At 36.5% G+C, this 12,664-nt stretch carries 7 protein-coding genes and 1 pseudogene; 6 read left to right on the top strand and 2 right to left on the bottom strand.

Annotated elements, in window-relative coordinates; translation table 11 throughout:
- Positions 1–299: 299 nt before the first annotated feature.
- A pseudogene (locus JNUCC74_RS13590) lies at positions 300–1,518 on the bottom strand (IS256 family transposase).
- A gap of 567 nt (positions 1,519–2,085) precedes the next feature.
- Between JNUCC74_RS13590 and JNUCC74_RS13585 the strand changes: the two are divergent.
- The 6 genes from JNUCC74_RS13585 (at position 2,086) to JNUCC74_RS13560 (ending at position 11,030) form a co-directional block, all read left to right on the top strand.
- Positions 2,086–2,304 (top strand): terminase gpP N-terminus-related DNA-binding protein, encoded by a 219-nt coding sequence (locus JNUCC74_RS13585; protein WP_454065768.1) that lies wholly within the window; start codon positions 2,086–2,088, stop codon positions 2,302–2,304.
- Between the two features lie 399 nt (positions 2,305–2,703).
- Positions 2,704–3,549 (top strand): amidase domain-containing protein, encoded by an 846-nt coding sequence (locus JNUCC74_RS13580; protein WP_454065767.1) that lies wholly within the window; start codon positions 2,704–2,706, stop codon positions 3,547–3,549.
- 70 nt (positions 3,550–3,619) lie between these two features.
- Positions 3,620–4,093: a tRNA (uridine(34)/cytosine(34)/5-carboxymethylaminomethyluridine(34)-2'-O)-methyltransferase TrmL gene (trmL, locus tag JNUCC74_RS13575; RefSeq protein WP_454065766.1), complete on the top strand. Its 474-nt coding sequence runs from the start codon at positions 3,620–3,622 to the stop codon at positions 4,091–4,093.
- 791 nt (positions 4,094–4,884) lie between these two features.
- Positions 4,885–7,740, top strand: a complete 2,856-nt coding sequence (locus JNUCC74_RS13570; protein ID WP_454065765.1) for a 2-oxoglutarate dehydrogenase E1 component — start codon at positions 4,885–4,887, stop codon at positions 7,738–7,740.
- Positions 7,733–9,004: a 2-oxoglutarate dehydrogenase complex dihydrolipoyllysine-residue succinyltransferase gene (odhB, locus tag JNUCC74_RS13565; protein WP_454065764.1), complete on the top strand. Its 1,272-nt coding sequence runs from the start codon at positions 7,733–7,735 to the stop codon at positions 9,002–9,004. The genes JNUCC74_RS13570 and odhB overlap by 8 nt, the downstream gene beginning before the upstream one ends.
- An 838-nt stretch (positions 9,005–9,842) precedes the next feature.
- Positions 9,843–11,030 carry a NupC/NupG family nucleoside CNT transporter gene (locus JNUCC74_RS13560; RefSeq protein WP_454065763.1) on the top strand — a complete coding sequence of 396 codons (1,188 nt, stop codon included), beginning with the start codon at positions 9,843–9,845 and terminating at the stop codon, positions 11,028–11,030.
- 164 nt (positions 11,031–11,194) lie between these two features.
- On the opposite strand, the gene JNUCC74_RS13555 is transcribed toward JNUCC74_RS13560, so the two are convergent.
- Positions 11,195–12,562, bottom strand: coding sequence for an MATE family efflux transporter (locus JNUCC74_RS13555; protein ID WP_454065762.1), 1,368 nt, complete (start codon positions 12,560–12,562; stop codon positions 11,195–11,197).
- Positions 12,563–12,664: the final 102 nt, after the last annotated feature.

The following is a 12,664-nucleotide window of genomic DNA, read 5'->3' as shown; positions in this document are numbered from 1 at the left end:
TTACGGGTAGGCTTTTTCTATGAAATTGATAGGGAAAAATAAATTAAGATATTACATGGAGAGCAGCTATTTTCCACAAAAGCGGAACTCATATTTGACTTTTTAACACCTGCTTTGGGAGTATAAACTATTTTGTGTAAATGGGAATTGCACACAATAAAATATACAGGCTTTACGTGGAGAAGCGGGCGTGATACGCTCGCTTTTTCGTTGGCGATAGCTTTGTTCTTTAAAGGTATCTCCATCGCCAATTCATCACGCCCGCAGAGGCTCCATGTCAAGCCGGAACCAAACTACAGTTATAATGCAAGTTCGGTTTCTAGACGTTCTCCAAAATGAATGGCTAGCTGTGATATACATTCTTTCCATCCTTGTACTGGCATAGTCCATTTTTTAGTAATATCCATGGTTGCCAAATATATCATTTTTCTTAATGCATCATCAGACGGGAAAGCAGATTTTGTTTTTGTGACTTTTCTAAGTTGTCTATGATACCCTTCAATAATGTTCGTCGTGTATATAATTCTTCTAATTTCCCTAGGGTAACTGAAATAGGCGGTTAATTCCAACCAGTTTTGTTCCCAGGATCGAATAATAATAGGATGCTTTTTTTCCCACTTTTCTTTGAAAGCAGTGAAGGCCAGTTCGGCTTCTTCTAAGGTTAATGCTTGATAGACTTTCTTTAAATCCTTCATTACCTCTTTTTGTTCCTTATAGGAGACATATTTCATGGAATTGCGTATCTGATGGATGACGCATAGCTGTATTTCTGTTTTAGGAAACGCAGAACTAATTGCCTCTGAAAAGCCTGAAAGCCCGTCCTTACATGCAATTAAAATATCTTCTACACCTCTATTTTTAAGATCTGTGCATACGCCCAACCAAAAACTAGCACTTTCATTTTCTCCTATCCAAATGCCGAGTATCTCTTTTACCATCCATATTAATTCCTAAAACACTGTATGCAGCTTTATTTACAATCCTATTTCCATCTCGTACTTTAAAGTGGATTGCGTCCAAATAAACAATTGGATAAACCCGATGAAGAGGGCGTGATTGCCACTCTTTGACGAGAGGCATAATCTTATCGGTTACTTTACTAACCATGGTCGGAGAAATATCAAGCCCATATAAATCCTGCATTTGGCTTTCGATATCTCTTGTTGACATCCCCTTTGCATAAAGTCCCAGTATTTGGTCTTCTATTCCATTGATAGTCGTTTCATACTTCTTAATAATCTTTGGTTCATAGTCACCATTTCGGTCTCTTGGAATATTCAATTCGGTATCCCCGTATTTAGATTTTACCGTTTTCTTACTATACCCATTTCGGCTATTTCCAGTGTTATTGCCAGTGGTACTATGTTTCTGATAACCCAGTTCATCCTCTAATTCAGCTTCAAATACCCGTTGAATGGTATCTTTAAATAAAAGCTTCATCATCTCTTGTACATCTTCTACAGTACGACATTCTTTTACCAAATCTTTAATGGTTTTGTCATGAAAAAAGTCTTGCATAAATGATCATCTCCTTATTGGAAAGTATATCCATTTACACAAAACTTTTTACACTCTCCCTGCTTTTCATCACAACGATTATATTGTTTTTTATAAAATTTGTAGAGCCTTCTACAAGTTCTATGTTAAAAGGAATAAACTTTTATTTCAATACTTGCTGGATTTAATATTACAAGTATATCCGTCCTGGCTACCGCAGGATCAAAACTATTAATTGAATTAAAAAAATCTCAAAGTGAAAAAGTAGAAGGTGTAACTTTATTTGAGATTATAATGACCTTCTTTAGTGCTGCTATTATAACTCAGTTTTTTATAATTTTGATAGGAGTTATTATTTTAATTATTTCGTCAGTAGTTAATATGCCTAAGGATTTTCAATTTACATCTTTTTATTGGGTTCTTTTCACTTTATGGATATACTCATTAATTTTAACAATATTTATATCTATAAGAAACTTAAAAACTTTACACCATATTATGGTCAGTGAAAAGTACTAAAAGGACACCACACGGGTGTCTTTTTCTCAAAACAAACTCGTTTACTGTTGGAGGTAGGGGTTAATGTAAATGGTAGTTAGATACAAGAAAGCTGAGATAAATTACAACAAATGTATGAAATATAAAGATATAGCTGACAAATATTGCGATTCAATTATTACCGTGAAGTCATGGAAACGACGGTATAGGTGGAAAAGAAATAAGGGGGCACCCAAAGAAAAAAGGTGTGCACATAAAAGAGGCGAATCGGGTAGTAGAATGCTTTCCTTAAGGAAAGAGTATTACTGAAAAACATGGTTTACTTGCCGAATAACTCTCTAAAGAAACATTGCAATATTGATAACATTTCGCCTTAATTTGAAGATTTTATTTAACAGGTAAACCAATGTATTTATCGATAAGAAATATATTCTAAAGAATACCCTTTAATCGTCTAAGTATAACGCCCGCCCATGGCTTTTAAAATATTAAAAAAGTAATACAAGTGTAAAAAATACGGTTGTAAATAAGCCTTTTAATTATAAAAGGTTCCCCCAATCTTCCCTAAAATACTGTTTTATATATTTAATTTTAAGTGGAATAAATTCCTTTAATTGGTCGAAAACCCTTATAAATACTGGATTTATACTAAAAGGATAGTGCTATTTAAAAGCCTTTCTCCATATACTTTTTATGGAGGGGATTTTTATGGAGAAGCTGAAAAGCTACTGGTTAGATTTTTTTGCTTCAGATCAAAATAAAGAAAATTGGTGGTCAAGAAAACGAAAGTTATTTACTGAAAGAAATGCTAAAATAGTACGAATTAAAGGAAATGGTCAGTTGTACAGAAAACTACGCTACAATGATGAACGATCCTACAATTATCTGTTACATTTACGGTTTTTAGTAAAACAGCGAGAACAGCTGTATATGGAAGAAGTAATTTCACCATATACATTTAGCATGGTTAAAGGGGAGATAACAGACCATAAACAGCAGCAGATTTTGATGCAAAATGATAAAGGAAAAGTGGTACCAGATATGAATACTGAAACTTCATATAAGCGAGCTGTTTATGATCGCCACCGGGCAGTTCAATATGCAGAACGATGGTGGAATAGCTATAATCCAGCCTATCGAACCTTCGACGTCGATTGTACGAACTATGTATCGCAATGCTTGTTTGCTGGTGGTGCACCAATGCGGGGGGCACCAATTAGAGAACGCGGTTGGTGGTACGGAAAGGATAGCTGGAGCTTTAGCTGGGCAGTTGCTCACTCCATGCGATGGTATTTATCGGGCTCAACGCAAGGTTTACGTGGAGAAGAGAAAGAATCGCCAGAGGAGCTTATTCCTGGTGATGTTATTTGCTATGACTTTTCAGGAGATGGCAGGTGGGATCATAATACAATTGTTGTAGCAAAAGACGCATACGGCATGCCACTTGTTAATGCACATACCGATAATAGCCGAAATCGCTATTGGTCTTATGAAGATTCCTCTGCTTGGACACCACAGATTCAATATAAATTTTTTCGAATTCATACGGAATAACACAGCGCTTTTGGGATAAAGAAAATAGTGCTATACTTGTAACGTAGATAGACGTAAGGAGAATGAAAAAGTGAGTTTACATGTCGTATTATATCAACCAGAAATTCCAGCTAACACTGGCAATATAGCCAGAACATGTTTAGCAACAAATGCAACGTTACATTTAATTCATCCACTTGGGTTTTCAACAGATGATAAGATGTTGAAAAGAGCAGGACTTGATTACTGGTATCATGTAGATATTCGTGAATATAAGTCAATCGAATCCTTGTATGAAACCTATCCGAAAGCAAGCTATTATTATATTGAGAACTTTGGTACAAAGCATTATACCGATTTTGATTTTAGTGATCCAGATGAGGAATTGTTTTTTGTGTTTGGCAGAGAAACAAATGGGATTCCACGTGACTTATTAACGGGAAAAGAAGACAGATGTTTACGTATTCATATGAGTGATAAGGTTAGATCATTAAATTTATCGAATACCGCTGCGATTATTGTATACGAAGCATTAAGACAGCAGGGATTTCCAAACTTGACATAACATGTAAAAGTATTGATTAAATGCTAAATTTTTAGCAGAGAAGCTGTAGTCTAGCTGTGTTTATAGGTTAGACATTAAGATCCTCAAGGTGAGAGCTGCATTTCAACTTGATATTTTACTTTCTTTAAGAAAAAAAGCAAACGGTAGGAAAGCTGTACCCTTTACCGTTTGCGCTTCCTTTATTGTTGTTTTTTTGGCATTCCCGGTTTTGATTCGTATCCGGAAGTAAAAAAAGACACCATAAATACAGCAATAACCCCCATTAATAAAGCTAACTTCATCTTTCCATCCTCCCTTTAAATAGTGACCATAATAAGAGTTAATTCTATTATAACGAAACATGCCCAAAAATGAAACAATCGTCCATAGTGTTGATTATATTCTCAGTTGGAACAAATCCTCCTTCATAAATATAAGTTTCTTACACTTAAGTTTCCGTAAGATTTTCACTTCAAAAGTTAAAAGGAATACGAAGTTGTCTAAGTGGGAGATAACACACCCATTTGCCCAATCCTTTGGAGATCTAGGACAAGAAAAACTTCGGAAGCGGAATTTGGCGATTTTCAAGGGAGCCCGCGATTTTTGCTAAATCAAAGAGGATATACCATGTTTTATAGTAAGTTAAGCCATTTGAAAATTCTGTTTATAATTACAATTAGAACATGGTATTGTCTGCCAAAATAAAATGAGGTATATTAGTTGAAGTAATCTATAGTCAGTTCTATAATGTAGATTGAATAATGTATACCGTTTCAGAACGGATTACGTAACTTCTAATGGGGGTATAAAAGTTGGCACAGAATGAAGAATCCAATGAGAGATTCTGGTCCGAATTTCATGGTCCAAACTTGGGGTATGTAGAAGAGCAATACGATTTGTACAAAGAGGATCCAGAGGCAGTAGATCCATCCATTAAAAAAATGTTCGATGAGCATGGAGCCCCTCAATGGTTATCCCAAACAAATGGTGCGGCTGGAGCAGCAGCTGATGCTACATCCATAGACGATGTAAAGAAACTTACCTCAGCAATGAAACTTGTTGAGGCTATTCGGCGTTTCGGGCATCTGGAGGCAGAAATCTATCCAGTCGGCATGAAAAAACGCAAGTCTGAATTAGTTGATCCAGTAACATACGGGTTAACGGAAGGAGACTTAGCAAGTATTCCAGCTTCTTGGTTATGGGAAAACGCTCCAAGCAAGGTAGAAAATGGATTAGATGTTGTAAAAGAATTGAAAAAGTACTATTCTGGCACGATTACATTCGAATTTGATCATGTCAATAATGATGACGAACGCAAGTGGCTGCTAGATTTAATTGAGTCAGGTAAAGCGAGGCTCAGCTTATCCGACGATGAGAAAACGAAGCTATTAGAAAGACTTATACAGGTCGAAGGATTTGAAGAATTTTTACAAAAGACGTTTGTAGGTCAAAAGCGGTTTTCTATTGAAGGATTAGAAATTATGGTACCCATGTTAGATCAAATTGTGAAAAATGCGAGTGCTGATAAAGTTGAAAACATTATGATGGGTATGGCTCACCGTGGTCGACTTGCGGTATTAGCCCATGTGCTCGGCAAGCCATATGATAGAATTTTTTCTGAATTTCACCACTCTCCGAATAAAGAGTTAATTCCTTCTGAAGGTTCAATGGGAATTAATTATGGTTGGACGGGTGATGTAAAATATCATTTCGGTGCAACAAAAGAACCAGATGGAAAAGAAAGTGTAACGCGAATTCGTCTAGCGCACAATCCCTCTCACTTGGAATTCGTTAATCCAGTTGTCGAAGGATTTGCTCGTGCTGCACAGGATAATCGTTATGAAAAAGGGTATCCCAAACAAGATAAGAATAAAGCGATTCCAGTTCTTATCCATGGTGATGCAGCATTTATCGGTGAAGGAATTGTCGCTGAAACCTTTAACCTAAGTAATCTTCCAGGATATTCTACTGGCGGTTCATTGCATATTATTGCAAACAACTTATTAGGCTATACAACAGAGCAAAAAGATGGTCGTTCGACCCGCTATGCAAGTGATCTTGCTAAAGGGTTTGAAGTTCCAATTATTCATGTAAATGCAGATGATCCAATTGCTTGTATTTCTGCAGTTCAAATTGCTTATGAGTATCGTCAAAAATTTAACAAGGACTTTCTCATTGATTTAGTTGGTTATCGTCGTTATGGTCATAACGAAATGGACGAACCACGAATGACACAGCCGGTTCTATACAAAATGATCGATGAGCATCCTACTGTAGCGCATATATTTGCTAAAGATTTACAAGAAAAAGAGATTATAAGAGAAGAGCAATTTAAAGAGATGAAGCAGCGCGCCCTCGATAAATTGCAAGAAATTTACAATAATATGAAAGAAAACGAAACTGGTGAAGCAGAGTCTATGTTTATGCCGGAAGCATTAAAAAATGGGTTAGATAAATATGAGACTGCTGTTGACCTAGAAACTTTACGTTCGTTGAATAAAGGATTATTAGAACGTCCTGAAGGTTTTAACAGTAATAAAAAGCTGGAGAGAATTTTGAAGCGACGTGAAAATGCATTAGAGAATGGGGAAAAGGCAGATTGGGGTACTGGAGAAGCATTAGCTTATGCTTCCATTTTACGTGATGGAATTCCAATTCGTCTTACCGGACAAGATACCGAAAGAGGTACGTTTGCTCATCGTCATCTAGTGTTGCACGATGTTGAAACAAGTGAAAAATTTTGCCCAATGCATATGCTTGAAGAAGCAAAAACTTCCTTTGACATCCGCAACAGTCCTTTATCTGAAACGGGTGTATTGGGTTTTGAATACGGATATAGTGTAGAAGCGACAAATACTCTAGTAATTTGGGAGGCGCAGTTTGGCGATTTTGCTAATGTAGCGCAAGTTATCTTTGACCAATTTATTTCTTCGGCACGGGCAAAATGGGGAGATAAATCGAATATGGTGATGCTCCTTCCTCACGGTTATGAAGGACAGGGACCGGAACATTCCAGTGCAAGACTAGAGCGCTTTCTTCAAATGGCTGCAGAGAATAACTGGATTGTAGCATATGTTACATCATCTGCCCAATTCTTCCATTTAATTCGTAGACAGGCAGCTTTACGTAATAAGGAAGAAGCTAGACCATTAGTCGTTATGACGCCGAAAAGCAGCTTGATTCGAAATCAACGAATTGCTTCGAAAGCAGAAGAGTTTACCAAAGGTAAGTTCCTTGCTATCCGCGATCAGCCTAACTTAAAGGTAAGTAAGAAGAATGCTAAACGCTTACTGATTGGAAGCGGTAAAATTATGGTAGATATTGAAGAAGCGATTGAGCAGGCGGATGACAATTTTAATTGGCTACGAGCAATACGTTTAGAACAAATATATCCATTCCCTAAAAAACAATTGGAAAAAGAGATAAACGCTTTGCCGAACTTAGAAGAAATTGTCTGGGTGCAAGAAGAACCACAAAATATGGGATGCTGGGATTTCGTTGACGATTACTTGAGAGACTTGCTAAAAGATGGGCAAACATTACGTTATATCGGTCGTCCAGATCGTTCTTCACCAGCAGTAGGTGTTCCAAATGTCCATAAGACAGAGCAAAAACAAATTGTTCAAAAAGCGATAACCCCAACAAAAGGAGGAGATTCTGATGAGTGAAATAAAAATACCAGAGCTGGCAGAATCAATTACAGAAGGAACTATTGCGGAGTGGTTGGTTAAAGAAGGAGACAAGGTGGAAAAAGGGGACCCAGTTGTTGAATTAGAAACAGATAAAGTAAATGTGGAAGTAAACTCAGAATATTCTGGTGTGATTACAGAAATTATTCAAGTTGAAGGCGAAGATGTAGAAGTTGGCGATGTTATTGCAAAAATTGACGAAAATGCTGAGGCAGGAAGCATTACACAAGCAGAATCCAAGCCAACAGAAGATAAAGAAAAAGAAAAAGTGGATCAGCAATCGGAATCTCCAAAGCAGGAACAGCCTAGCCAAGAAGATACTAAAGAGCAGAAGGAAACTGGAGTTGCTGGGGTGATTGCTTCACCTGCTGCTAGAAAACGTGCCCGTGAACTGAATATTGATTTAAGCAAGATTAGTCCACGTGATCCATTAGGACGGATTCGCCCAGAAGATGTGGAGGAAGCAGCTAAAAATGCTGATAAACCGCAAAAGCAATCAGTAAAACAAGAGAAAAAATCAGCAGAGAAAACAGAATTCTCTAAGCCGGTAGAACGAGTTAAAATGTCACGTCGCCGTCAAACAATTGCTAAACGCCTTGTTGAAGTTCAGCATGAAGCAGCAATGTTAACTACGTTTAATGAAGTAGATTTAACAAATGTTATGAAGTTGCGCAGTGAACGAAAAGAAAAATTCATTGAAAAACATGGTGTGAAATTAGGGTTTATGTCTTTCTTTACAAAAGCTGTAGTGGGTGCTTTGAAAGATTTCCCATTATTAAATGCAGAAATTCAAGGAAATGAACTTATAATAAAGAAATTCTATGACATTGGTATTGCTGTTTCCACAGAGGATGGTTTAGTAGTTCCAGTAATACGTGATGCAGATCGTCTGGATTTTGCAGGAGTAGAAAAAGAAATTAAAGACCTCAGTCTAAAGGCTCGTGACAAGAAATTAGAAATGAGTGATTTACAAGGCGGTACGTTTACGATAACAAATGGCGGGACATTTGGTTCTATGTTATCAACTCCGATCCTAAACGCGCCACAAGTCGGTATTTTAGGTATGCATAACATCCAAAAACGTGCAGTTGTTATGCCGGATGACAGTATTGAAGTGCGCCCAATGATGTATTTGGCATTATCTTATGATCATCGTATTGTTGATGGAAAAGAAGCAGTACAGTTTCTTGTTCGTGTTAAGCAATTGCTTGAAGACCCATATGACTTGCTCTTAGAAGGTTAAATAAGCTATAGATATTAACCCTTACTCTGTTTGTGGAGTAAGGGTTTTTTATACTATAGGAAAGTATAAAACTTTATGGTTAACGTATAAGAAAAACTACAGCTTTCGCTAAAGACTTGGCGACAAGCCAAATTTTTCTAATATTAGTTTACGAGATTATCTCCGCCCCTCGATGGTGGATAATTATTAACTCTTTGCTGAAGCGAACGTTTGTTCAAAAGAATTATATTTCCGCTTAAGTGCTTGTGCTGCTAGCAAACTTCGATCTTCTTTCTATGATAAGGTTACCATCAGCTCGAATCTTAAGGAAGGTTGACTAAAATCGGCTTGCCGCTCAGGCGTCGGCATCCCCCTGTTTAGAGGCATATTTTCTTTATTCTACATCTAAAGTGCTGTAAAACCTCACTTCAAAAGTGATAGGAATAAGTGGAAGTACCGAAAATGCTGATTCGTTCGCAGGTGACAGGACAGAGAATCTACGGCAGCGACGCATTGCGTTTTTCTAGGACAAGTAAAACTTCTTGAATAACATTGCGATTTTTCGAGGACAAGGAAAAACATTATAAATATTTACATTCACACGAGATAATTTTCTGAAAACTCCTCCCTTCATAATCACAAACACGTATAGATAATGTCTATCTGTTAAAAAATGATTATGCTCTAAAAACAAGTAATAGTAATTACTAGATTATTACACAAAGTGGTAGGGAAATATATTTATATGGACAATAATTGACAGAAAAAACAATCACTTGCATGACGTCTGACAACTTGTTACAATAACTATTGAAAGAACTATGAAAACAGTTACATTAATTAAGGGAGGAAATACATCGTGGGGATTCTTCTTGGGTTATTAGCCATTGCTGTTGTTCTTGGAATAGCATATTTGATGTCAAATGACAAAAAGAATATTAATTACAAAGCCATTGGTATTATGCTAGTCTTTCAGCTTCTGATCACATTATTTATGTTTAAAACTGAAGTTGGACAAGCAGTTATTACGGGTATTTCAGCAGGTTTTAATAAATTGATTGAGTTTGGTTCAAAGGGAATAAACTTTGTTGTTGGAGGTTTTCAGCTAGAAGAAGGCGGCGTCTTCTTTTTTAATGTTCTCTTATTAATTGTCTTCTTTGCAACCTTATTATCTGTACTCACATATTTGAAAATTCTGCCAACAATTATCAAGTATATTGGAGCTTTAATTTCAAAAGTAACAGGTCTGCCAAAAGTGGAATCGTTTAATGCTGTTAACAGTATCTTTTTTGGACAATCGGAAACGTTAATTGCTATTCGCTCACAATTCCACTATCTAAATGACAATCGTCTTTATATTGTTAGTGCTTCCGCAATGGGTTCTGTATCAGCATCGATTGTTGGTGCATATTTACAAATGCTTCCAGCTGAATATGTTTTAGTTGCATTACCACTAAATATGTTCAGTGCACTTATGGTCGCCTCTGTAATAGCACCGGTTAATGTACCGAAGGAAAAAGATGTAGTAGATATAAAGGATGTTAGTAATGATAAAAGCATTTTTGAGGCAATGGGTAATGGTGCACTAGAAGGTGGGAAAATTGCACTGATTGTTGCAGCAATGTTGATTGCATTTATTGCTTCACTAGATTTGGTTAACTGGCTCATCCAATTAATTTTCGCAGGTACTACGCTGCAACAAATATTAGGTTATGTTCTTGCACCAATTGGATTATTAATGGGAATTTCCCCTGGTGAGGTTATTAATGCAGGTGCTATTATGGGTACTAAAATTGTAACCAACGAATTTGTTGCCATGTTAGAGTTTCAACCTTTGTTAGGTCAAATGTCAGAAAAAACTATCGGAATTGTGACAGTCTTTCTAACAAGTTTTGCTAACTTCTCATCTATTGGTATTATTGCCGGTACCGTAAAAGGAATAGATGCGGAAAAAGCAGTAAGCGTATCTGGCTTTGGGATGAAGCTATTAATTGGGGCAACATTAGCGTCCATTTTATCCGCATCTGTTGTTGGAATTTTTCTATAATAAAAAAGTTACTACTTTCTTTACAATTAGCGAATTTATCTAAGGAAAATTTAAGTGTATAAGCTAAGTTCTTCCATACCCAGCAAAGGTGCCGTATTCTCTCCGAAAAATCTGTTTATAATTTTTCGAGCTTTAAGAGAAACGGCTCCTTTTTTCCTGATTGATTAACCTTTAATATATACAGCTTTTTTGCTGAACTTGTGCTGTAAGTAAAGGAGACGAGCTAACAATGCAATAGCGCCACAAGATAATCCAGTGATGATTCCTACCCAATATCCGAACGGCTCTAATGATGTAAAGTTAGCGAGAACCCAACCGACAGGCAGGCCAATGATCCAATAGGAAACTAAAGCCATAATTAATGTAATATGCACATCTTTATAACCACGTAATGCTCCTTGAAGAGGCGCACCGAAAGCATCTGCGAATTGAAAGAAAATGGCATAGATAAGAAATTGCTTCGTTAATGTTATTACTTCTTGATTAGAATTATATAATTCAGCAACTATATCCCTGGAAAAATATATAACTAACCCGGCAAATGTGGCAATGAAAATCCCACCGCTTATACCGATATATCCATACACTCTGGCATCACGAAATCGCTTTGCTCCGACTTCAAATCCTATTGCAATCGTTAACGCCATTCCTACACTAAGTGGGATCATGTATAAAAGCGAAGCAAAATTCATTGCTGCTTGGTGTGCTGCAATCGTATATGTACTATAAGCACTCATAAATAAAGTTACAGCAGAAAAAATACTTGTTTCAAAAAACATGGCAGAGCCAATAGGAACGCCTATTTTTAATTGTTCCCACCAAACGGAAAAAGATGGTTTAATCCAGTGGATAAGAACATTAAATTGACGGAATGGAGATAATTTATGAACGACAATACAGGCGATTATGCATACGAGCCAATACGTGATGGACGTTGCTATTCCTGCACCAATTCCACCATAAGCTGGCACACCAAATTTTCCAAAAATAAATACATAATTAAAAAACAGATTCAATGGCAATGACAATAAAATAATCAACATAGATATACGTGTTTGTCCAAGTGCGTCAATAAAGCAGCGTAATGTATTAAAAATAAATAAAGGAATAATTCCAGTTCCAAGGGCAATTAAATAAAATTTTGCGGTATGAGCTACACCGTTTTCTAATTGCATCAATTCAATTACAGGGTTAAGCAATAGAACCCCCATAATAAAAACAAAGATTGCTAATAAAAAACAAAGATAGATTGCCTGTTGAACCATTTCAGTAATCTTTTCAATGGACTTTGCACCTAATAATTGGGCAATAATTGGAGTGATCGCTAATAAAATGCCGTTAATTCCTGTGAAAATGGGAACCCATAAGCTTGAGCCAATGGCAACACCGGCAAGATCTATTGCACTAGCCTGTCCAGACATCATCGTATCGAAAATATTCATTAAATACATACTTATTTGTGTAACAAGGATGGGGACTAAAATAACACTAAACAGCTTTAACTTTTGACCTAAACTAGTTGTTGCATACATAATAATTCTCTTCCTTTTTATTGTATTTTTTAATAGGATAGAAGAGGAGTATAAAAGATATTATACCGTTTTGTAAAGGAGTTTGAAAGGAAAGGACGTTTT

This window comes from Cerasibacillus sp. JNUCC 74 (assembly GCF_053667775.1).
The sequence above is the reverse complement of the archived record's forward strand: the minus strand, read 5'-3'. Positions and strand labels throughout refer to the sequence as shown.

Excerpts from the sequence above, each read along its gene's own strand:
- JNUCC74_RS13585 (WP_454065768.1), top strand. The coding sequence starts at position 2,086 with ATGGTAGTTAGATACAAGAAAGCTGAGATAAATTACAACAAATGTATG.
- JNUCC74_RS13580 (WP_454065767.1), top strand. The coding sequence starts at position 2,704 with ATGGAGAAGCTGAAAAGCTACTGGTTAGATTTTTTTGCTTCAGATCAA.
- odhB (WP_454065764.1), top strand. The coding sequence starts at position 7,733 with ATGAGTGAAATAAAAATACCAGAGCTGGCAGAATCAATTACAGAAGGA.
- JNUCC74_RS13555 (WP_454065762.1), bottom strand. The coding sequence starts at position 12,562 with ATGTATGCAACAACTAGTTTAGGTCAAAAGTTAAAGCTGTTTAGTGTT.